We start from the raw sequence: 21,113 nt of genomic DNA, 5'->3' as shown, positions 1-21,113 counted from the left end.
TCGGGGTTCCCCCCTCCCCGTCCTTCCCCTATAAGGCGCGCCTAGCCTGATACTTGAATCTCACTTGCGCACCGGCCCGGGCATTGCCCCGTCCCGGTTCTTCGCGCAGGCCTACTGACGGACGCACGCCATGCCAAGACGCACCGACATCAAGTCCATCCTGATCATTGGTGCCGGTCCTATTGTCATCGGCCAGGCCTGCGAGTTCGACTACTCCGGCACCCAGGCCTGCAAGGCGCTGAAGGAGGAGGGCTACCGCGTCATCCTGGTCAACTCCAACCCGGCCACCATCATGACCGACCCGGAGCTGGCCGACGCCACCTACATCGAGCCGATCACGCCTGAAGTGGTCGCCAAGATCATCGCCAAGGAGCGCCCCGACGCGCTGCTGCCGACCATGGGCGGCCAGACCGCGCTCAACACCGCGCTTTCGCTGCGCCGCATGGGCGTGCTCGAACGCTACAATGTCGAGATGATCGGCGCCGACGCGCACGCCATCGACAAGGCCGAGGACCGCTCGCTGTTCCGCGAGGCCATGGCCAAGATCGGCCTGGAGACGCCGAAGTCGATGCTGGCCAACGCCTCCGACGTCAAGGACGCCGACCGCAAGAAGCACGAGGCCGAGCGCGCCGCCCTCAAGCTCGAGGCCCCAGCCGATCTCGACGCCGCGCTCGACGCGCTCGAAACCCAGTGGAACCTCGGCGAAGGCGACCGCAAGCAGCGCTACATCAACCACGGCATGGCGATCGGCGCCCAGGCGCTCGACCATGTCGGCCTGCCCGCCATCATCCGCCCGTCCTTTACCATGGGCGGCACCGGCGGCGGCATCGCCTTCAACCGCCAGGAATTCTTCGACATCGTCCAGTCCGGCCTCGACGCCTCCCCCACCACCGAAGTGCTGATCGAGGAATCGGTGCTTGGCTGGAAGGAATACGAGATGGAGGTCGTGCGCGACCGCGCCGACAACTGCATCATCATCTGCTCGATCGAAAACATCGACCCGATGGGCGTGCACACCGGCGATTCGATCACGGTAGCCCCCGCGCTGACCTTGACCGACAAGGAATACCAGATCATGCGCAACGCCTCGATCGCGGTGCTGCGCGAGATCGGCGTCGAGACCGGCGGCTCCAACGTCCAGTTCGCCGTCAACCCGGCCGACGGCCGCCTCGTCGTCATCGAGATGAACCCGCGCGTCTCGCGCTCGTCTGCTCTTGCGTCCAAGGCCACCGGCTTCCCGATCGCCAAGATCGCCGCCAAGCTCGCCGTCGGCTACACGCTTGACGAGCTCGAAAACGACATCACCGGCGGCGCGACGCCCGCTTCCTTCGAGCCGTCGATCGACTACGTCGTCACCAAGATTCCGCGCTTTGCCTTCGAAAAGTTCCCCGGCGCCTCGCCCGTGCTCACCACCGCCATGAAGTCGGTTGGCGAGGTCATGGCCATCGGCCGCACCTTCCAGGAATCGCTGCAGAAGGCGCTCCGCGGCCTTGAAACCGGCCTCACCGGCCTCGACGAGATCGAGATCCCCGGCATCGGCACCGACGGCGACGACCGCAACGCCATCCGCGCCGCCCTCGGCACGCCCACCCCCGACCGCCTGCGCATGGTCGCCCAGGCCATCCGCATGGGCACCTCGCTCGAAGACGTGCACGCCATGTGCAAGATCGACCCGTGGTTCCTCGAGCAGATCGCCGGCATCATCGCCATGGAGGCCCGCGTGCGCGAGCACGGCCTGCCCGAGGATGCCGACAACCTGCGCATGCTGAAGTCGATGGGCTTCTCCGACGCCCGCCTCGCCTCGCTTACGAAGAGCGAGCCCGAAGCCGTTCATAAGACTCGCCAAAAGCTCGGCGTCCACCCGGTCTACAAGCGCATCGACACCTGTGCTGCCGAGTTCGCCTCGCCCACCGCCTACATGTATTCGACCTATGAGGTGCCCTTTGCCGGCAGCCTCGCCGACGAGGCCCAGGTCTCGTCCGCCAAGAAGGTCGTCATCCTCGGCGGCGGCCCCAACCGCATCGGCCAGGGCATCGAGTTCGACTATTGCTGCGTCCACGCCGCCTACGCGCTGCGCGAGGCCGGCTACGAATCGATCATGATCAACTGCAACCCCGAGACCGTGTCGACCGACTACGACACCTCCGACCGGCTTTATTTCGAGCCGCTGACGGCCGAGGACGTGCTCGAAATCCTGCGCGTCGAACAGGCCGCCGGCACGCTGCACGGCGTCATCGTCCAGTTCGGCGGCCAGACCCCGCTCAAGCTTGCCGACGCGCTCGAAAAGGCCGGCATCCCGATCCTCGGCACCTCGCCCGACATGATCGACCTCGCCGAGGACCGCGACCGCTTCCAGAAGCTGCTTAAAAAGCTCGACCTGACCCAGCCCAAGAACGGCATCGCCTACTCCGTCGAGCAGGCCCGCACCGTTGCCGGCGAACTCGGCTTCCCGCTGGTCGTGCGCCCGTCCTACGTGCTCGGCGGCCGCGCCATGCAGATCATCCACAACGAGGGCATGCTGCAGTCCTACCTGCTCGACACCGTGCCGGGCCTGGTGCCCGAGGACATCAAGCAGAAGTACCCCAACGACAAGACCGGCCAGATCAACACCCTGCTCGGCAAGAACCCGCTTTTGTTCGACACCTATCTCTCGGGCGCCATCGAGGTCGACGTCGACTGCCTCTGCGACGGCAAGGACACCTTCGTCTCCGGCATCATGGAGCACATCGAGGAAGCCGGCATCCACTCGGGCGACAGCGCCTGCTCGCTGCCGGTGCACTCGCTCTCCACCGAACTCGTCGACGAGCTCGAGCGCCAGACCTCGGCCATGGCGCGTGCGCTCAATGTCGGCGGCCTGATGAACGTCCAATATGCCATCAAGGATGGCGTGATCTACGTGCTTGAGGTCAACCCGCGCGCCTCGCGCACCGTGCCCTTCGTCGCCAAGACCGTCGGCAAGCCGATCGCCAAGATCGCCGCCCGCATCATGTCGGGCGAGAGCCTCGACGACGCCTTCGCCCACTACGGCGCCAAGCCCGATGCGCGCAATCCCGGCCACATCGCCGTCAAGGAAGCGGTGTTCCCGTTCGCCCGCTTCCCCGGCGTCGACATCCTGCTCGGGCCGGAGATGAAGTCGACCGGCGAGGTCATGGGCCTCGACCGCGACTATGCACTCGCCTTCGCCAAGGCCCAGCTCGGCGCCGGCGTCGACCTGCCGCGCTCGGGCACGTTGTTCGTCTCGGTCCGCGACGAGGACAAGGCCGGCATCCTGGGCGCTGTCCAGCGCCTCTCCGGCCTCGGCTTCAAGGTTCTCGCCACCTCCGGCACCGCGCGTTTCCTGAATGAAAACGGCGTGCCGGCCGAAAAGATCAACAAGGTGCTCGAAGGCCGTCCGCACATCGAGGACGCCATCCGCAACCGCCAGATCCAGATCGTCTTCAACACCACCGACGGCCAGAAGGCGGTGTCGGACTCGAAGTCGATCCGCCGCGCCACGCTGATGCAGAAGGTGCCCTACTACACCACGCTGTCGGGCGCCGCGGCGGTTGCCGAAGCCATCGCCGCGCTCAAGGCCGGCTCGCTCGAGGTGCGTCCGCTGCAGGACTACTTCAAGTAACCGCGCTACACCAAAACTGCTGATCACCCCCCTTGTGGGGGGTGAGATGCGGTCCGCATGGCGGAAGAAAAGCCAATTGCTTGGCTTTTCTAGCATCGAACGCCGGTAGGCCAGAGGGAGGTGCAAAGGATCGCGACCTCCCCCCGCTTTTGCGCTCAGCTCCATCCGCCCCCCGCCGTTCAGCTCGCCGGCACACGCCGGAACAGCCCCAGCAAAGCCACTAGCCGGCTCAGACGCGCGGCTTGAAACCGAGCATCAATGCGCAAGCAGAAGCTAAAACAAGACCGCCTTCTTTTCGCGGTACTTCGATATTTCTTCACCTCCACCTTTTCACCCGCATAGATTGCAGGTAACTCTTCACGATCGGGTGGGGAGTATTTGAGAATGAAGCTGAACACTATGCGGCTGGCACTGGCATCGGTGCTGGCGGGACTGTTGGTCGCGGCCGTGCCCGGCGCGGCGATGGCCAAGGACAAGGGTTCGCTGGCCGGCGAGGCAGGCAACAAGCGCTATCCGCTGCAGTTTGGACAGACGACGGGCCCCTGCAAGGACGGCTACAAGAAATATGTCGCCGCATCCGGCCACTCGGCCTACGCGCAGACGCACCTAGGCGCCGTCGAAGCCTTCTACTGCGGCGCCTCCCTCAACGCACCGTCCCAGGCGGCCGCCGAAAAGCAGGCGCTGGAGCGCTGCAACTCGGTCGGCAAGACGTACAAGATGAAGACCACGGGCAAGTGCGCCATCTACGCCTCGAAGTGAACTGGCGCTTCTCACAGCGCCGATAAGTTCACTGCCCTTGCCCTCCATCACATGGGCCGAATAGCGCGATTAGACCTCCCTCCCCCTTGTGGGGAGGGATTGAGGGTGGGGGTATTCCGCGAGCGCAGCGGATCACCGCGCCTATTTGCGGCATTCGGTAGCAAAAATCACCAGACCTATGATCGCATCGCGACTACCTTGGTTCCGGTGAAAACGGAGCCTCGGACCATCGAAAACCAACAGAAAGGCAGAGCATTGCAAGAGGCAAGCGCATCTTCTGCTGTCAACCAAAGTCATCAAACGTATCCCAGCGCTATCTCTACTATCCCCTGAACAAACTGGCTTTTTTCTGAGGTGTAACGATCTCCATCATATGGAAACTGTGCAGCAAGCCGCCTCTTCAAGAATGAATACTCCTTCGCAGCATCATCGTGGTGGCGGAGGTATTCGCGAAACACCAACCGGCGTTCATGAGTGCGATTTCCCTCGGGACAAAGATAGACTCGAAGTTGAGGGGCCGAGCTTTTCAACAAGAACGCCCAAACGTCATCGTCGTACCGATTTCCCCGAGGCTCATATCCCGCATTGACCAAGCCCGCGCTGCCACGGGGAATTGCTGACAAACTCGACAATGTGACGTCGATATCAATGATAGGCTTGGCGGGGATGCCTGGAATCGCAGTACTTCCAACGTGGTCAATAGCCACAACGCTGGAGCCGAGCGTTGCTCTTAACACCGCTTCAGCATCGGAAAAGTGCTTCGCCCAATTCGGATCATAAGGAACGAGTTCGACCAAAGTTGGCATCGGCATCATCCTCAGACGCGGAAAGCACAACGCTAACTTATTGATGCCCTACAAGTCACCCGCTGTCCGAACAGGATGACCGCTTGTAGAGATATCCGGACAAAGCCACTGAAGACACGTACTGGGCTCGCAGTTAAACCTGGCAAACGTCTTGATACATCCTTACGGACGCGATTTTCTCAATCAATTCAATTAGATACGTTGCTTTTTGTGATCTTTGCGACCTAGTGCCCCCCTATTTGCGTATAGAGGCAGTTGCCACCACGCGCCCCACTCTCCCCATCCCACTCCCATCCGGCTACCCTGCCCCAAACGCAGGAATCGCCGCATGCCCATCGCCTACGACCCGTTCGACGAGATCCGCCGCGAGGCATCGGGCACAAGCCTGATCCCGCCACAGGTGGTAGCCGACAACGCCGCCAAGGGACTTGCGCTCAGAAAACAATTCGGACGCGGCGGCACCGAGATCGGCGTCGCCCGCGCCGAGGAGCTTGTCGCCCGCACCGAGCTTTCACCCCACACTATCAAGCGCCTGGTCAGCTACTTCGCCCGCCACGAGGTCGACAAGCGCGGCAAGAACTACGGCAACGAGCAGAACCCCTCAGCCGGCTACGTCGCCTGGCTGCTCTGGGGCGGCGATGAAGGGCGGGCGTGGGCGCTGGAGATGAAGGGGCGGCTGGGACGGCGCAGCGCACCGTCTGACCGAACCTGAACGCCGGCCTTCTTAACTATCTCTTGCGGGAATCCAGCATGATCACCTTTGGATCATCAAAAATTGGGCGCACAGAATGAAGAGAATTTCCAGTCAGTAATTTAAACATTCCACTTGCAAACCCCATGTCATCCGCCAAAGTATGAAGGCCATGATGGCTATTTTTACTTAGAAAATCTATAGCCTTATCGAGCAGCTCTGGCTGATCGAGTGGCAATTTGTCATCGTATTTCTCATTTTTTGCCTGACCTGTCTTAACAATCTGAATGTTCGCCGTTCTATATTGAGCGGCATCAATCACTCCAAGATCAAATGCTCTTCGGACCATAGCTCGAACTGAAATTTTCCAACGTAATTTTAGCTGGAACAAAACCGCCCAATTCAGCGATCGGCCTCGTGGATAGTCGCGCAAAAAGGCGCCACGAGGAAAAAGGAACGCACCTGCGAAAAAATGCGCCTGAGTCTCGGTTCTCTTGTCACCCGTTTCCACCCCACGATGCATAACCAAGTGGCCACACTCGTGCGCGAGATCGAAACGCTGTCGACATAGACTCGCCTTGGCGTCGCTCCTGACAATAATTGGCCTCGGGCGATCCATGGATAGAGCATCCACACGTTCCGACAGGCCATGGAAGTAGGTGACGATAGCTCCAGCATTTTCCACAACACGAGTCATGTTTGTGATCGGGCCGTCGGAACCCAAGCGCCAATACCGTCGCGTTTCTTCAGCCGCACGCTCAACGTCGTCCAGACTGTCTACCGGAATGTCAGGAAAGTTCACCGAAGGGAGGCTGAGTCGGTGGCCCAATTGCTCAGCAAGCCTATCCAGCAGTGTACCACGCGCCAATACTTGACTGGTCACCGAAGCTGGCGTGGTAAGTTGTTTCCGAAAATGGCATTGCTCGGGCCCTACGTTGGAGGCCCCGGTCATAAAGAAGAACTTGGACTGCACTCCGAGAGCATCAGCAAGCGCCTCGATCATTCCGTCCGCAGGTGACCTTGCTCCAGTCTCTAGCTGGTGGATGTACTGCCGCGTCGCCGACACTTCAGTTGCGATTTGCTCCAACGACAAGCCAAACGTGAGCCGAGCCAATCGCAGTTGTTCGCCGTCGAACCTGAGCCCATTGTGTTGCATTCGTAGTGCCTGACAGTCAGATGATTTCTCATCACTCAGCTGATCTTGAATTGCCGCTTAGCAGCCTAACCAGCGGCCGCCGTGCCTGCGTCAGTCTTGGGTAGACCGACAACTGGCGAGTCCAGCTCCACGCCGTCAGCAGGCGCGTTTATCGAAATTGGAGCGCCAACGCTAGCAACTAATGGTACCTCCCAAATTAGTTTTGCGGTTTCCCCGAGCAGACCAACGAACTTGATTGAGGTCACAGTGCCGTCAATATCAGTCTCAACAGCAAAGCGATAAAGAAGCTGACCGGCCTCCTCACCAGGAAATAACATTGACATTTGCTGCAGCTCTGGGAAAGATTGACGCATTGTTCTAGACGTCGGTTCCTCAGCTAATCCACGGTAGAAGCGAACTGGAACCGCGCCTATACTAAAGACAAGATGCTTTGAATTGTCCGCAACTGACAGCCATGGGAAATCACCATTAGCTTCGGCAGAAATAATTTGATGTCGGCATGCTTGAAATGCCCGACATCCGAGCACCCAGCTATCATCGCCAATTTCTTCATTTTGCCATAGCACGGCATCATTTCGTCCCCGACAGATCAATTCGGCCACCTTAGCCAAGCGATCTTCAGTCAGGTCAGGATGCATTTCCCAAGGCAGAACACCGGTCATATCTCAATTGCTCCGAATCTACCGGGTCACCTTCAGGCATTTTCTTAATTATGTCAACAAGACCGAGAAAAGTAAGCTTGAGCCAAAAATGTCAGCATACCGTGCTGCCCTTGTCACCATCTGTCAGCAATCCGCGTGGATAGACCCACCCCTCTTTTCCACGCCCCAAGAACCTCCCGTACAATCATCGCCAGTTCCTCCCGCGGGAACGCCGGTCGCGACGGTGGCATGCGGGGAGGAACCGGCGCCTCCGATTGTGGGCTAACGTGGCTCATGGTCCGGGGAGGTTCCGTCCAAGGGTTCCCCCTCGGGCACTACGGCCCGGGTGCGCTGGACGATGCGCTAGTGGGGGCATGGGCGAAAATGCCCGATGCCCCGGAAGCGGAACGGACGGGAACGGAAATCGCCGGCGGTGCGCGGGTTCGCGCCACCATTTAGCATTCGGCAGGCACGGCCCCGCGCCCCGCTTCCCGAACTTCCTCATCCTGAGCTTGTCGAAGGATGACAATGGCCAGGCGCGAAGGCGAGCGTGGCGCGGATGAAGTGCGCGAACTCCCCGTCTCCCCTTGTGGGGTGAGGAGTGGTGGCCGAAGGCCAGGAAAAGCCAACGATTTGGCTTTTCCAACGACGAACGCCCGAAGCCATAGCGGAAGGCCGGGTGGTGGCCGAGCGAAGCGAGGTCGGATGAGGGGTGTTGGAAGGAATGAGAGGATGGAGAAATGGATTTCGTCGGGAGTTCGGAAACGCCCCACTCCGCCCAGCACCCCTCATCCGCCTTCACTTCGTTCAGGCACCTTCTCCCACACGGGGAGAAGGAACGGACATGTCACCCCTCAGTCACCCACCGGGTTCAGGCTCTTGTCCGGGTCGGCGGGGCTCTCCCAGGCAGCGACGAACTTCAGCAAATCGGCCATGAAGAACGTGCCGGGCACATCAGCCGGCAGATGCGGCGTCCATGCGGGGTCGGAGAGATAGGATCCCTCGTCGCCCTGGACGAGGCCGATAAACACCTCGGCGACGATGCGTCCGCCCACCGGGCCGAGCCGCCTGCCCGCGCCGCGCAGCTCGGCTTCCTTGAGGATGTAGTACCAGAGCGGCGTCTTGGCGTCGAAGCCGAGCGACTTCGCCACCGCGCCGTCCGGCCCGGTGGCGATCTCGGCCGGCGAGATCGGGTCGAAGGCGATCTTCCGGCGTATCAGCGCGGCCACGGCCTGGCCCGACGGCAGCCCGATCTGCACCCCGCGCCTGAGGTTGCGGAAGGCAAGGCTTGCCTTGGCCGAGCCGGACTCCGCCCCGGGCAGCCGGTGCAACGCGCCGGCCAGCAGCGGATCCAGCCGGCGCGAATGATTGAACTCGGCCTTGATGGCGTCGGGCGCCGGCAGGTCGAAATAGCGCCGCCAGTCGATCACCCAGTTGCTCGGGAACGTGCCCTGCCCCGGCGTGCCGCTGTCGAGCCCGCCCGACAGGTTGGTGAAGCGGAAGAAGAAATTGAACGTGCCTTCGGCCAGGTGCGGCTCGGGCGTGCGGAAGATGCGGTTGTGGTTGTAGCGCGGCCTGACCATCGAATGGCCGAGCCGGTAGACGGCGCCGGAAAACTCCCACGGCATGAACGGCTTGGTCTTGAAGCGGTAGAATTTTCGCCCCTCATGCAGGATCCGGGCGACGATGCCCGGCTCGGTCAGCCGCTCGACCCAGTCGTGCAGCACCATCCACTGGTAGTGCCAGCGCACCGTCCGCGCCGCCTCGGCAAACAGCCTGTCGTCGGGCACCGTGCCCTTGAGGTGGTCGACCACAGCGTTGTGGAACTTCAGGAAGGCGAGATGGATCTGCGCGACGATCAGGTTCTCGTCGTTGCGGTGATCGCCGATCAGCGCCACGCCCTGCGCGTTGCGCTGCAGGTCGTTGGGCAGCTGCGGCACCTGCTGGCCGGGCCGGTCGGGATTCTCGATCGACACCTCGGCAGCGCCGAGCAGCAGCTTCGGCGTATCGACCACCTGGCCGTCGGCATTTGGCCCCCGCGCAAACAGGAAGCGGTGCGGCCCCGGCCCGGCGCCATAGACGCAGTCGAGGTCGAGCCCCGGCGTGCGGAAGTTGCGCGTCATCTCGGGGTCCGCCATCGCCTCGCTCAGCGGCGTCAGGTCCAGCGTGATGTCGTGGTCGACGAACTGGCCGAGATAGGTAAAGCCGGCGGGAATGTCGGGATTGTCGAGCCCCGCCTGAGCGGGGTCGCCGGGGGCGAGGTCCGGCTCCACCATGGCGTTGGCGAGTGCGAGCAGGTCGGCGTCCGTGGCGGTCAGCCCCTGGCCGCGCAGCTCGCCGAACATGAAGTCGAAGAAGGTTTCGCCCTGCGCGCCGCCGACGGCCAGCGGCGACACCGCGGCCGGCGCCGCTCGCGCCGCGGCAATGACCGCGCCCTCCGCCAAGATCTGCCGGCTGACGAAGCCGTGCCTGCTACGCTCCCTGAGATTCGGCCCGGCCATGAAAGTGCCTCCCCTGACTGGCGTGAAGGGGAACAGCGTAATGCCGATCGCGAATTATCGCAATCTAGAATAGCATATATCAATTGATGTATACTAATGGTTGTACGTTACTCTCCCGACCAGTCGACCTCGGTCATGCCGAGCCGGAGATAGAGCCGATAGGCGGCGGCGTTGCCGAAGCGGTTGGTCTTGAGGTCGACATGGCCGGTCCCGCGCGCCGCGAAGGCCGCAAACACCTGCCGCATCAGCGCCTCGGCAATGCCCTTGCCGCGAAAGTCGGGGTGCACGGCAAGGTCCTTGACGAAGCCGCCGTTCCAGCATTGTGCCGCACCGGCCAGCCGCCCGCTGCTGTCGTGGACGAGGAAACACAGGCCGGGATCGAACTCAGCGTCATCGGCGAGCCTGGGCCACCAGACATCGAACGGGCCGTTCAAGCCGTCGTCGAAGGCAAGCTCGAGCAGATCGTGCAAAGCCCGGGCGTCGGACGCCTGGAACGTCCGCATCGCAAAACCGTCGGGCCATTGCGGGGTATACGGTTCGCCGCCCAGCACCTTGCGCAGGCGAACGTCGTTGTCACCTTGCGGCGAAGGCATGTGTCAGCCGCGGTGGCGCGCGCGGTCGCGGCCGAGCCCGGTCTCGTCGAGCAGGCCCTTGCGCTTGGCGTGGTAATAATAGCCGCTCTGGTAGAGCTTGTCGGCCTGGTCCTCATTGCCGTCGGCGACCATGAAGGCGCCGCGCAGGTATTTGACGGCGAATTTCAGGTTGGTCTCGGCGTCGAGCAGGCCGTTGGCCGGGCCGTCATAGCCCATGCCGCGCGCCGTCGCGTGCTTGATCTGCATCAGCCCCCAGTGACCCCTGTTATAGGCCAGCGGATTGAAGGTGCTCTCGCGGTTGACGACACGCCGCACCAGCTTCTCCGGCACTTCGTAAAGGGCCGCGTATTTCGAGATCAGTTCATCGATCTTGCCGCGCGAGGCCAGCGCCGGGCTGTCGGGCGCGGCATAGGACGAGGTGGCGAAGCTTTCGGGCGCGACAGTGCCGAGCGACGCCACCTGATAGCTCTTCGGCACCGGCGCCTTGGCCGGCAGGGCGTAGTCGGCAAGCGTCGGCGCCGGCGGGAACGCGCCGGAAAGCTTGGGGTCGCTGGCGGCGGCAACGATATCGCCACCGGCCATCGGCGCTGTCATCGGGTCGACCGGAGCCTTGGCAGCAGCAACGACGGGCGCAGCGGCAGGTGCCGGTGCAGTGGTCGCCGGTGTCTTGGCGGCTTCAGATGCAGTTGCGACGGCGACGCTCCCAGCCGCCGGGGCGGTCGCGGCAGCGGCAACGGTGACATCCGATGCATCGGGCTCGATCGCTGCAGCTGCAAGCACGGCCGTTGCCGGCGACGCTTCGACCGCGGCAAACGAGGTCGGCACCACGGCAACCGTCTCAGGCAGAGCGAGATCGGCCCCGGTAGATGGGGCAAGGCTCGTATCGGCGCTCAAGGCAACGTCCGCGCCTGTCGAAAGGTCTGTGGAAAGCGCCGCTGTGTTTGTCTGGCAGCCCGACAGCAGAGCCGTCGCCAATGCCGCCGAGATCAGCAGATGGGTCTTTATCGCCGGCAAATGCACACTCTGGTTAATGATTTCGTCCCGCCCGAACCTCCTTACATGAAGGCCCCGGCCCGGGCAATCCACAGGCGGATGCGGTTTTCGGGTGGCATAGGGCCGCAGATCGTGCGAAAATGTTCCCGATATGTACCGATTTCGCAACGAATGCTTCGACGAAAGGAACTGATGTGGACAGCGCCATTTCCTTGCCCTTGCCCGGTCATGCGGTGTTCGAAACAGCGCTCGGCTTCATGGCGCTCGCCTGGAGCGATGCCGGCCTGACCCGCGTCTGCCTGCCCGAAAAGACCCATGCGGCAGCCGAACGGCGCTTGTTGCGCCTGGCCGGCACGGACGCAGCAACCCTCGACACTGACCGAATTGCTCCGGCATGGATTGCTGCTCTCGTCGCCGACATCAGGCGCTATGCCGAAGGCACCGATGTCGATTTCTCCGACGTACCGGTCGACCTCGCCGGCGTCGACGATTTTCGCAAGGATATCTATGCCGCAGCCAGAAATCTCCATCACGGCGAAACCACCACCTATGGCGGGCTGGCCGAGAAGGCCGGGCACAAGGGCCTGTTTCGCGAAACCGGCGCAGCACTCGGCAGCAATCCGATCCCCCTGGTCATCCCGTGCCACCGCATCCTGGCGGCCGGCGGCAAGATCGGCGGCTTCTCGGCAACCGGCGGCTCGCTGATGAAGGAAAAGATGCTGGTGCTGGAAGGCGTCCACGTCGGCCCGCCGCCGGCAGCACAGGCATCGTTCGGCTTCTAAGATCGCAAACAGGGTCATGCATATGCACGGTAGCGCGCCCATCCCGGTCGGAGCGGAATGGGCAAGGCTACCTCGGCACGGAGCCGGCGCTCAATTGTGCGGGAACAGCCGGCGCTTGAAGAAGAATCGATCGCGCTCAATCTGCTTGCAATTGTAGACCGGGCACGATCTCGCATCGGCGGTTGGCACATAGGCCCGCCGCGCCTCCTGGCCCGACGGGCAGAAGCGGTCGTTCCTGACATAGCGGTCGTAGCGCGGCACACCCGAGGTTGGCGACGTCCAGCGCAGGATCGCCACGCCTTCGCCGCGCACGGCGCCCTGCACCTGGGCGCAGCTCATGCTGGTCGAAATATAGCGCGAGACGGCCTGGGCCTCGGCCGCAAACAGAGTCAGGCAAGCAGCAAGCAGAATGATTTTCATGACAGTTCTCCGAAGACTTCGGCAGCGGCACTCACGCATCAACCCGATGACGGGAATCGGATTTCAGGTTGATGCTGCGATACAAGGGGCTGCAGCGTGGCTTGCGCATTCTCCAATCCACGACGCTGTAACGCCAAGCAATATAACACTTTTCGCCCGCCATGGTTGCATGACTATTGATGCCGCTTTCGAGCATCCCGCAACAGGAAGGGCTTGCGTTGAACGACAATTGCCCGTATATCGCTCCCGTTGATATTTCGGCCGACAGATCCGTGCCCCGCGACACACTCGCGTTTGCAGACGTCTATCTCCAAAATTTCGATATCACGGGTCGGGCACATAGCTTGATCAAGACCAAACTGCAGACGACAAGGATTATCGCAATGGCAACTGGCACCGTTAAGTGGTTCAACGCAACCAAGGGCTTCGGCTTCATTCAGCCCGACGCAGGTGGCGCGGACGTATTCGTCCACATCTCCGCTGTCGAGCGTTCGGGCATGGGCTCGCTGGCCGATGGCCAGAAGATCAGCTTCGAGATCGAGCAGGACCGTCGTACGGGCCGCTCGTCTGCCGGAGCTCTCAAGGCAGTCTGATTTAAGGCGCGCGGGAGCGAAAGCTCCGATTGCGTAGCAAGTCACGGATGTACTGGCGGCAGCGCGACAAGCGCGCCGGACCCAAAACCTGAAGGACGATGCGGCAGATTGCCGTGAGCCACGGGCCAAAGGATCCAGGATCAGCTGCTGACAGCGGAAGGCGGGGTTACACCCCGCCTTTTTGTTTTTGACGGACAGGGCAAGGATTGCGGATTAGCGCGAGCCAGTCTCACCGGAGATACGAAAGGCCCGGAGATCGAACCGATCTCCGGGCCTTCTTATTTGCAGCACCAAGCCTGATCAGGGCAGCCAGCCGATCGGCACGTGGCCAGGGTCGGCCCGGACGCGGTCAAGCCAGGCACTCACCGCCGGGAAATTCGCCAACTCAAAGCCGCCCGTGCCAGCATCATGCGTGTAGGCGTAGAGCGCGATGTCGGCGACGCTTATAGCATTGCTCGCCAGGAACGGCGTCTTGGCCAGTTGGACTTCCATCACGCCGAGCGCCTTGTTGCCGCTCTCCAGCAAAGACGCCAGGCGTTCCGGCGTCGCCTGCGCCGCCCGCTCGGGATAAACGTACAGCGAGCGCCGTACCGCGACATAGGGCTCATGGCTGTATTGCTCGAAAAACAGCCATTGGTAGACGAGCGCCCGCTCATAGGCATCGGCCGGCAACAGCCGGGTGCCCTCGGCCAGATGCAGCAGGATGGCATTCGATTCGGCAAGAAAGCGGCCGTCGTCCAGCTCGAGCAGCGGCACCTTGCCGTTGGCGTTCTTGGCAAGATAGCCGGGTGAACGCGTTGTGCCGTCACGCGAACTGGTTTCGACATGGGTGAAAGGCCGCCCAAGCTTTGCCATGAGCAGGCGTGGCTTGTAGCAATTGCCGCTGTCGGTCATTCCGTAGATCGTGGTCATTGCGCTGGCCCTTGTTCGACCGCGATTATCACCGCGCGGAAACGTCAGACCAGCGATTTGTTCTGCTGCGAAACATCAGCATTTGTGATGCTTCGCCAGGCATCAGCCGAACAGCGGCTAGGTGTCAGCCAAACAATGGAACAACGACACATTCGCCGCGGCGATATTGCGACGCCTCGCGCGGTCCGTCGGCAAAGACGCTGCCGACCAGCATTGCCGGCTCGAGCAGGTCGCCCTGGAACAGCTCGACGCCGGCACCAAGGGCTATTTCAAGACGGCTTTCGCTGTCGATGCCCTCGACCAACACCGCTGCCCCTTGCGCCTTGAACTCCGAGACCACGGGCCGCAACAGCCGGCCGGTAGCGGCGTCGGCGCAGAAACGCTCGAACGACACCCGATCGAGCCTGACGATGTCGGCATTCACCCGACAGGCTGCATGCGCATCCGGCTGCTCTACCCCACGATGAGCAAGCGCGACACGCAGGCCCAGTTCACGCAAGGCGTCGGCAAGGCGCTCGTCGACCCCATCGATTTCGCATACCAGCTGCGACACATCGAAACCTTCGTCCTCAAGGCCCCGCACCATGAAGCGCAGGTCGTCCATGGCTTCGCTGCCACCGCTTCCATTGTGACGGAACAGCAACGAAACGCCTTCGACGCCGATATTGTGGACATTGGCGAGCGGCAGGACCTCGATCATGCGCCCGACGATCGCGCGATCTTCGGCAGCCACTTCAGCGAGGAATTCGAGCATCGGGACCGGCTGGCCCTGCAGGTAAGGCACGACATGCGCATCGGCGGTCACCGGCGTCAGCCGGCCCTGCTCATGCCTGAAGATCGGCTGCATGGCGCAGCGCAGGCGGAAATCGCCATGGATGCCGTACTCCAGCCCAACCTCGTCGGCGACGATCTTGGCAGCGAGATCCGCCGGCAGTGCGCCAAAGCCGAAAAACCCGTCACTCATCACGATGTCCTTTTGCCGAAACTTCGGCCTGTTCTCGGCGCGCTGCCTGCCAGCGGGCCAGCGTCTCCGGCCACGGCCGGGGACCCCTGTTGCTTGCCGGCGGCTTCGAGTGCTGCCGGCTCGAAATGCGAAAAATCCGCCGGCACGATCTCCGGCATTGCCAGCACGAACCCCTGCACCATCGAGGCGCCGGAGCGCTCGGCCAGTTGCAGTTGCCAGCTCTCCTCGAGCCCCTCGAAGACGGTGCGAATCCCCTTCTCTTCGAAGTTCGCCACCATTTCCTTGAGCAGGGCGAAGCCTGCACCGGATTCCATGAGGCGGCTGATCCAGTGGGCATCGAACTTGACGATGTCGGGCTTGATGTCGCGGATCCGCTTGATGTCGGATTCGGCCGAGCCGAAATCATCCACGGCGATGCGCAAGCCGTTTGCCTTGAGGGCCCGGACGAAATCGAACAGTGCCTCTTCCGAGGCCGGCTTCTCGGTCACTTCGCAGACGATGCGGCGTGGATCGATGCCGGTCTCGTTGAGAACCTGGCGCATGTCGCGCAGCGCGTGTTCCGAAATCGAGCGGTCGAGAAACACCGACGGATCGAAATTGATGAAGATCGACGCAGCCTTGGGCACGAACGTCGCGGCGTTGAGCAAATGCAGCGTCCGCGTCAGGGTCTCGACCTGCAGTCGCTCTGCACTGTCCACGACGGCGAAGAACATACCCGGGGGCACCGCGTCCGCTCCACGAAACGGCCTGATCAGCCCTTCGAAGGCCGTGACCAGCAAACGGCCCGACTGAAAGGCAAAAATCGGCTGGAACGCGCTGTGCAGCGCGTGCACGCCCCAGACTCCGGTCGCAGAACCGTCGTCGTGCCGGATGATATGGGCGAGCCCGATGCTCTTCGACACGGTCCGTCCTATTTCCGGAATGCTGGCGAAATTGCTCCGCCAAAATCTCATCGAAGATTTGATCGCCGGTTAACGGAATGTCTCAAACTTGACCCACGTGCCGGCAGCCGCCTGCTTATGCACAGCTTCACCAGGTCTCTGGCCCAGCACATCCGGCACGCCAAGGCGTCAATATGCTTGCGATTCCCTGCGTCATGCGACATTACAGCGCCGCGCGTTCCGTTGGACGCGCAAAAGCGGTCGCGCGACCGCGTGTTTTTCCGAACCGGAGACCTGAAGTCATGGCCTTTCTTGCCGATGCCCTTTCCCGCGTTAAGCCTTCCGCGACCATCGCGGTCACGCAGAAAGCGCGCGAGCTGAAAAACGCCGGCCGCGACGTCATCGGCCTGGGCGCAGGCGAGCCTGACTTCGACACGCCGGACAATATCAAGAATGCGGCGATCGAAGCCATTCGCCGCGGCGAGACCAAGTATCCTCCGGTTTCCGGCATTGCGCCCCTGCGCGAAGCCATCGCCAAGAAGTTCAAGCGCGAGAACAATCTCGACTACAAGCCGGAGCAGACCATCGTCGGCACCGGCGGCAAGCAGATCCTGTTCAACGCCTTCATGGCAACGCTGAACCCCGGCGACGAGGTCATCATCCCCCGGCCCTACTGGGTCAGCTACCCCGAGATGGTGGCGATCTGCGGCGGCACGCCGACCTATGCCGAGACCAGCATCGACAACGGCTTCAAGCTGACGGCGGATGCGCTGGCAAAGGCGATCACGCCGAAGTCGAAGTGGCTGGTCATGAACTCGCCGTCCAACCCCTCGGGCGCCGCCTATAGCGAGGCCGAGCTGCGCGCCATCGCAGACGTGCTGCTCAAGCATCCGCATGTCTGGGTGCTGACCGACGACATGTACGAGCACCTGACCTATGGCGACTTCGTCTTCAAGACCATCGCCGAGGTCGAGCCGAAACTCTACGACCGCACGCTGACCATGAACGGCGTGTCGAAGGCCTATGCCATGACCGGCTGGCGCATCGGCTACGCCGCCGGTCCGATCCAGCTGATCAAGGCGATGGACATGATCCAGGGCCAGCAGACCTCGGGTGCCTGCACCATCGCCCAGTGGGCTTCGGTCGAAGCACTCAACGGCCCGCAGGACTTCATCGCCAAGAACAAGGCGATCTTCCAGGCCCGCCGCGACCTGGTCGTGTCGATGCTCAACCAAGCGCGCGGCATCTCTTGCCCGTCGCCGGAAGGCGCCTTCTACGTCTATCCGTCCTGCGCCGGGCTGATCGGCAAGAAGACGCAAGGCGGCACGGTCATCACCGACGATGCGGTCTTCACCTCGGAGCTGCTCGAGGCCGAAGGCGTGGCAGTGGTCCAGGGTTCGGCATTCGGCCTCGGTCCGAATTTCCGCATCTCCTACGCCACCTCGGAGAAGATTCTCGAAGAGGCCTGCACGCGCATCCAGCGCTTTACCGCCTCTCTCGTCTGAGCTCACATATCTGACTGTTGGAAAAACCCGGCTCCGGCCGGGTTTTTCTTTGCCGGCTGTGCGAATCGACCGAAACTGTCATGAGGTTGCCGGCAGGAATCTTCGATTCTCATACGCTGTTATACATTTGCATATTGCCGTGCCGGCCCGAACTCTGTTAATCTAAAGTAACTATATCCGCCGTAGCGGGCGGACGTATGCAGAGGCGTCCAGAGGCAGCAATTGTATCAGCATAGACAGCAGCAGCAGGGGCGAAGGAGCAGAAGTTTGCTCGCGCACTTGTTCTTGCTGCTGCTACCGGTTTTTGCTGCCCTCACGGCCTCGGTTGCATCGAGTCACGCGCATTTCAGCAATCAAGACGAAAGCCCTCAGCTTTCCGCCGGCGACGCGCCCTACACGGAACCCGCAGATCCTTTCGCGCTTCCGATGTGGAGCGATTCATGCGTCACGCTGGCTGAGGGCAATTGCGACCTCGCGGATGACAACGGCTTGCTTCGGGCTGCTCACGGCCTGCCGATCGCGGCCATCGACAGCGCCGCATCGCCGGCCGGCTCGCCTTTCAATTTCCTGCGCGCACGAACGAGCGCACCCCGCGCACCGCCAGCCCAGGCCTGACGGCGCAACGCGCCCCACCTGCGCCGCATGACCGGTCAACTCGCGACACATTCATAGGCTCGTCGCACACCGGTCGTCCTCCCACGGGACTACACGTCCCGACAAGTCTCAGGAATTGTCATGTCTAAGACTCACCCACTCGGATTCCGTATCGAACGCGACCTCAAGGAAGCGCTCGTCAAGGCGGCCAAGGACGATCACCGTTCGGTGTCGTCGATGGTCGAAATCATCATCGCCCGGTGGCTGCGAGACCGCGGCTACCTCGTCGAGAAGGAAGAACGGGCCGCCTGAGCCCGCACTTCCCGGCAAATGGCTCGGCGGCGCAATCGTGCCGCCGGGCAGCATCCGCCAATAGCTTTCCGCCTGCGCACGCCGACGAGTTCGAACAAGGAGCCAGACTGTTCTGGCGCCAGCCACGCATCGCTTTTGCGATGCAGCATCAATGGCTTCGAACACTTCGCGGCTGCTTCTACGACTAAGGTCATAATCCCAAAGCAGCGATGGATAACGCCCGCCTCCCGGCGTTATCACTTCGACCGTGGTTAGGTTCGGCGGATTCCCCCGGAGATTGCTCTCCAGGCCTTTACCGCCGGCACTCTGGGAGGAGACAATTATGGCAATTTCGGCAACCGCCGACGCCCGCCGCGGGCGAGGCATGACGCGAGAAGAGAAGAAAGTCATCTTCGCTTCTTCGCTCGGCACCGTGTTCGAATGGTACGATTTCTACCTTTACGGTTCACTCGCAGCCTTCATCGGCGCGACCTTCTTCGCCTCCTACCCCGAGGCGACGCGTAATATCTTCGCGCTGCTTGCTTTCGCTGCCGGCTTCCTGGTGCGTCCGTTCGGCGCGCTCGTCTTCGGCCGCATCGGCGACCTCGTCGGCCGCAAATACACCTTCCTCGTCACCATCCTGATCATGGGCCTGTCGACCTTCTTCGTCGGCCTGCTGCCCGGTTCCGCCACGATCGGCATCGCCGCTCCGGTCATCCTGATCGCGCTGCGCATGCTGCAGGGCCTGGCGCTCGGCGGTGAGTATGGCGGTGCTGCGACCTATGTCGCCGAGCACGCCCCCGATGACCGCCGCGGCTACTACACCTCGTGGATCCAGACCACCGCGACGCTCGGCCTGTTCCTGTCGCTGGTCGTCATCCTGGTGGTGCAGACCTGGCTCGGCAAGGAAGCCTTCGCCGCCTGGGGCTGGCGCGTTCCGTTCCTGCTCTCCTTCATCCTGCTCGGCATCTCGGTGTGGATCCGTCTGTCGCTTTCGGAATCGCCGACCTTCCAGCGCATGAAGGAAGAGGGCAAGGGTTCCAAGGCACCGCTGTCGGAAGCCTTCGGTCAGTGGAAGAACGCCAAGATCGCGCTGCTCGCGCTGTTCGGCCTCACCGCCGGCCAGGCCGTGGTGTGGTACTCGGGCCAGTTCTACGCACTGTTCTTCCTGCAGAACGTGCTCAAGGTCGACGCCCAGGCCGTCAACATCATGATCGCGATTTCGCTACTGCTCGGCACCGGCTTTTTCGTGCTGTTCGGCTGGCTGTCCGACAAGATCGGCCGCAAGCCGATCATCATGGCTGGCCTGGCACTCGCCATCGTCACCTACTTCCCGCTGTTCAAGGCTCTGACCTGGGCCGCAAACCCGGCACTCGCCACCGCCCAGCAGAACGTTCGCGCCACCGTCACCGCCGCTCCTGGCGACTGCAAGTTCCAGTTCAACCCGGTGGGCACCGCGAAATTCACCACTTCCTGCGATATCGCGACGTCGTTCCTGACCAAGAACTCGGTTCCTTATGACGTCGTCACCACGGCGGCTCCGGGCACGCCTGCTTCGGTCAAGATCGGCGACGAGACCGTCACCTCCTATGACGCCATCGCCGCGGGCGATGCTGCCAAGGCGAGCGACGCTGCCTTCGTCAAGGCAGTCAACATCGCCCTTCACGACGGCGGTTACCCGCTGGTCCGTGGTGCTGCCAAGGTTGCCGACCAGAAGCTCGACGCCTTCATTGCCGCCAACCCCGAGCTCAAGCTCGACGCCGCCGCCATCCGCGCCGGCGAAAAGACCACCGTTCCGACCGAACAGGCGATCAAGGACAAGATCGTTACCGCTGAAGAGGCAGCCGGTGCTCCGGAAGTCGGCTTCTTCAACATCCCCGCCGGCGGCTCCTTCGCCATGGTCGCCGATCCGGCAGCAGTGAGCTGGCCGATGGTCATCGCCATCCTCACCGTGCTGGTCATCTACGTGACCATGGTCTACGGCCCGATCGCCGCGATCCTGGTCGAGATGTTCCCGACCCGCATCCGCTACACCGGCATGTCGCTGCCCTACCACATCGGCAACGGCTGGTTCGGCGGCCTGCTGCCGGCAACCGCATTCGCCATGAGTGCTGCGGCCGGCGACATCTACTACGGCCTCTGGTACCCGATCGCGATTGCCGCCATGACGCTGATCATCGGCACGCTGTTCGTCAAGGACACGCTCGGCACCGACCTCAACGCCAAGGACTGATCCTCGGCACAAACGCTAAAAAGCCCGGCAGGTGCCAACCTGCCGGGCTTTTTTTGTTTTCTGGGGATGGCGTCGCTTCGCACCGGCAAGGCCCTCCCCGCATCTTGCCTGCTTCAAAGGTCGGGCCCCGGGCGCCCTTCCCCTTGCCCTCCCCGCAAAGCCGTGTGACGATATGTTCGACC

19 protein-coding genes are annotated in these 21,113 nt (G+C 62.4%); 9 read left to right on the top strand and 10 right to left on the bottom strand.

The window, feature by feature from the left end; all coding sequences use genetic code 11:
* Positions 1-130 precede the first annotated feature (130 nt).
* Together carB and GGQ99_RS00835 are read left to right on the top strand one after the other, a co-directional pair.
* On the top strand, positions 131-3,616 hold the full coding sequence (carB, locus tag GGQ99_RS00840; RefSeq protein ID WP_183260005.1) for a carbamoyl-phosphate synthase large subunit: 3,486 nt from the start codon (positions 131-133) through the stop codon (positions 3,614-3,616).
* Between the two features lie 384 nt (positions 3,617-4,000).
* Positions 4,001-4,375, top strand: a complete 375-nt coding sequence (locus GGQ99_RS00835) for a hypothetical protein (RefSeq protein ID WP_183259996.1) — start codon at positions 4,001-4,003, stop codon at positions 4,373-4,375.
* 296 nt (positions 4,376-4,671) lie between these two features.
* On the opposite strand, the gene GGQ99_RS00830 is transcribed toward GGQ99_RS00835, so the two are convergent.
* Entirely contained in the window at positions 4,672-5,181 is a 510-nt protein-coding gene (locus tag GGQ99_RS00830) for a GrpB family protein (RefSeq protein ID WP_108609806.1), read from the bottom strand.
* Between the two features lie 328 nt (positions 5,182-5,509).
* On the opposite strand from GGQ99_RS00830, the gene GGQ99_RS00825 reads away from it, so the two are divergent.
* Entirely contained in the window at positions 5,510-5,893 is a 384-nt protein-coding gene (locus GGQ99_RS00825) for a hypothetical protein (protein WP_246389362.1), read from the top strand.
* 16 nt (positions 5,894-5,909) lie between these two features.
* Here the strand turns inward: GGQ99_RS00825 and GGQ99_RS00820 are convergent, their stop codons facing one another.
* The 5 genes from GGQ99_RS00820 to GGQ99_RS26040 all read right to left on the bottom strand — a co-directional run bounded on the left by GGQ99_RS00820 (position 5,910) and on the right by GGQ99_RS26040 (position 11,777).
* A complete protein-coding gene (locus tag GGQ99_RS00820) occupies positions 5,910-7,028 on the bottom strand; it encodes a helix-turn-helix domain-containing protein (RefSeq protein WP_183259995.1) in 1,119 nt (372 codons plus the stop codon).
* A 65-nt stretch (positions 7,029-7,093) separates the two neighbouring features.
* Positions 7,094-7,690, bottom strand: coding sequence for a hypothetical protein (locus GGQ99_RS00815; protein WP_183259993.1), 597 nt, complete (start codon positions 7,688-7,690; stop codon positions 7,094-7,096).
* Positions 7,691-8,523: 833 nt separating this feature from the next.
* A complete protein-coding gene (locus tag GGQ99_RS00810; protein ID WP_183259991.1) occupies positions 8,524-10,170 on the bottom strand; it encodes a peroxidase family protein in 1,647 nt (548 codons plus the stop codon).
* 107 nt (positions 10,171-10,277) lie between these two features.
* Positions 10,278-10,763, bottom strand: coding sequence for a GNAT family N-acetyltransferase (locus GGQ99_RS00805; protein WP_108607392.1), 486 nt, complete (start codon positions 10,761-10,763; stop codon positions 10,278-10,280).
* A 3-nt stretch (positions 10,764-10,766) separates the two neighbouring features.
* A complete protein-coding gene (locus tag GGQ99_RS26040) occupies positions 10,767-11,777 on the bottom strand; it encodes a lytic transglycosylase domain-containing protein (protein ID WP_246389360.1) in 1,011 nt (336 codons plus the stop codon).
* A gap of 236 nt (positions 11,778-12,013) precedes the next feature.
* Here GGQ99_RS26040 and GGQ99_RS00795 point away from each other — a divergent pair, with 236 nt between their 5' ends.
* Positions 12,014-12,538, top strand: coding sequence for a methylated-DNA--[protein]-cysteine S-methyltransferase (locus tag GGQ99_RS00795; protein WP_246389469.1), 525 nt, complete (start codon positions 12,014-12,016; stop codon positions 12,536-12,538).
* A 90-nt stretch (positions 12,539-12,628) separates the two neighbouring features.
* Here the strand turns inward: GGQ99_RS00795 and GGQ99_RS00790 are convergent, their stop codons facing one another.
* Positions 12,629-12,958: a hypothetical protein gene (locus tag GGQ99_RS00790; RefSeq protein ID WP_183259988.1), complete on the bottom strand. Its 330-nt coding sequence runs from the start codon at positions 12,956-12,958 to the stop codon at positions 12,629-12,631.
* A 383-nt stretch (positions 12,959-13,341) separates the two neighbouring features.
* On the opposite strand from GGQ99_RS00790, the gene GGQ99_RS00785 reads away from it, so the two are divergent.
* Complete coding sequence (locus GGQ99_RS00785) at positions 13,342-13,551, top strand: cold-shock protein (protein ID WP_055970634.1); 210 nt, start codon at positions 13,342-13,344, stop codon at positions 13,549-13,551.
* A 300-nt stretch (positions 13,552-13,851) separates the two neighbouring features.
* Here the strand turns inward: GGQ99_RS00785 and GGQ99_RS00780 are convergent, their stop codons facing one another.
* From GGQ99_RS00780 to GGQ99_RS00770, 3 genes are all read right to left on the bottom strand, one after another.
* On the bottom strand, positions 13,852-14,463 hold the full coding sequence (locus GGQ99_RS00780) for a glutathione S-transferase family protein (protein ID WP_183259986.1): 612 nt from the start codon (positions 14,461-14,463) through the stop codon (positions 13,852-13,854).
* 124 nt (positions 14,464-14,587) lie between these two features.
* Positions 14,588-15,427: an EAL domain-containing protein gene (locus GGQ99_RS00775; protein ID WP_183259984.1), complete on the bottom strand. Its 840-nt coding sequence runs from the start codon at positions 15,425-15,427 to the stop codon at positions 14,588-14,590.
* Positions 15,427-16,329, bottom strand: coding sequence for an EAL domain-containing protein (locus GGQ99_RS00770; RefSeq protein ID WP_183259983.1), 903 nt, complete (start codon positions 16,327-16,329; stop codon positions 15,427-15,429). The genes GGQ99_RS00775 and GGQ99_RS00770 overlap by 1 nt, the downstream gene beginning before the upstream one ends.
* A gap of 281 nt (positions 16,330-16,610) precedes the next feature.
* Between GGQ99_RS00770 and GGQ99_RS00765 the strand changes: the two genes are divergently transcribed.
* The 4 genes from GGQ99_RS00765 to GGQ99_RS00750 all read left to right on the top strand — a co-directional run bounded on the left by GGQ99_RS00765 (position 16,611) and on the right by GGQ99_RS00750 (position 20,931).
* Positions 16,611-17,813, top strand: coding sequence for a pyridoxal phosphate-dependent aminotransferase (locus tag GGQ99_RS00765; RefSeq protein WP_108607386.1), 1,203 nt, complete (start codon positions 16,611-16,613; stop codon positions 17,811-17,813).
* Positions 17,814-18,080: 267 nt separating this feature from the next.
* Complete coding sequence (locus tag GGQ99_RS00760) at positions 18,081-18,428, top strand: hypothetical protein (protein WP_183259981.1); 348 nt, start codon at positions 18,081-18,083, stop codon at positions 18,426-18,428.
* A 120-nt stretch (positions 18,429-18,548) separates the two neighbouring features.
* Positions 18,549-18,719 carry a type II toxin-antitoxin system antitoxin gene (locus GGQ99_RS00755; RefSeq protein ID WP_018428911.1) on the top strand — a complete coding sequence of 57 codons (171 nt, stop codon included), beginning with the start codon at positions 18,549-18,551 and terminating at the stop codon, positions 18,717-18,719.
* 322 nt (positions 18,720-19,041) lie between these two features.
* Positions 19,042-20,931, top strand: coding sequence for an MFS transporter (locus tag GGQ99_RS00750; protein ID WP_183259979.1), 1,890 nt, complete (start codon positions 19,042-19,044; stop codon positions 20,929-20,931).
* Positions 20,932-21,113 lie beyond the last annotated feature (182 nt).

It is taken from the genome of Aminobacter niigataensis (assembly GCF_014200015.1).
Classification (GTDB): Bacteria; Pseudomonadota; Alphaproteobacteria; order Rhizobiales; family Rhizobiaceae; genus Aminobacter; species Aminobacter niigataensis.
The sequence above is the reverse complement of the archived record's forward strand: the minus strand, read 5'-3'. Positions and strand labels throughout refer to the sequence as shown.

Bases quoted from the DNA above. Each gene is read 5' to 3' on its own strand.
- carB (WP_183260005.1), top strand. From the start codon at position 131: ATGCCAAGACGCACCGACATCAAGTCCATCCTGATCATTGGTGCCGGT.
- GGQ99_RS00835 (WP_183259996.1), top strand. From the start codon at position 4,001: ATGAAGCTGAACACTATGCGGCTGGCACTGGCATCGGTGCTGGCGGGA.
- GGQ99_RS00830 (WP_108609806.1), bottom strand. From the start codon at position 5,181: ATGCCAACTTTGGTCGAACTCGTTCCTTATGATCCGAATTGGGCGAAG.
- GGQ99_RS00825 (WP_246389362.1), top strand. From the start codon at position 5,510: ATGCCCATCGCCTACGACCCGTTCGACGAGATCCGCCGCGAGGCATCG.
- GGQ99_RS00820 (WP_183259995.1), bottom strand. From the start codon at position 7,028: ATGCAACACAATGGGCTCAGGTTCGACGGCGAACAACTGCGATTGGCT.
- GGQ99_RS00815 (WP_183259993.1), bottom strand. From the start codon at position 7,690: ATGACCGGTGTTCTGCCTTGGGAAATGCATCCTGACCTGACTGAAGAT.
- GGQ99_RS00810 (WP_183259991.1), bottom strand. From the start codon at position 10,170: ATGGCCGGGCCGAATCTCAGGGAGCGTAGCAGGCACGGCTTCGTCAGC.
- GGQ99_RS00805 (WP_108607392.1), bottom strand. From the start codon at position 10,763: ATGCCTTCGCCGCAAGGTGACAACGACGTTCGCCTGCGCAAGGTGCTG.
- GGQ99_RS00795 (WP_246389469.1), top strand. From the start codon at position 12,014: ATGGCGCTCGCCTGGAGCGATGCCGGCCTGACCCGCGTCTGCCTGCCC.
- GGQ99_RS00790 (WP_183259988.1), bottom strand. From the start codon at position 12,958: ATGAAAATCATTCTGCTTGCTGCTTGCCTGACTCTGTTTGCGGCCGAG.
- GGQ99_RS00785 (WP_055970634.1), top strand. From the start codon at position 13,342: ATGGCAACTGGCACCGTTAAGTGGTTCAACGCAACCAAGGGCTTCGGC.
- GGQ99_RS00780 (WP_183259986.1), bottom strand. From the start codon at position 14,463: ATGACCACGATCTACGGAATGACCGACAGCGGCAATTGCTACAAGCCA.
- GGQ99_RS00775 (WP_183259984.1), bottom strand. From the start codon at position 15,427: ATGAGTGACGGGTTTTTCGGCTTTGGCGCACTGCCGGCGGATCTCGCT.
- GGQ99_RS00765 (WP_108607386.1), top strand. From the start codon at position 16,611: ATGGCCTTTCTTGCCGATGCCCTTTCCCGCGTTAAGCCTTCCGCGACC.
- GGQ99_RS00755 (WP_018428911.1), top strand. From the start codon at position 18,549: ATGTCTAAGACTCACCCACTCGGATTCCGTATCGAACGCGACCTCAAG.
- GGQ99_RS00750 (WP_183259979.1), top strand. From the start codon at position 19,042: ATGGCAATTTCGGCAACCGCCGACGCCCGCCGCGGGCGAGGCATGACG.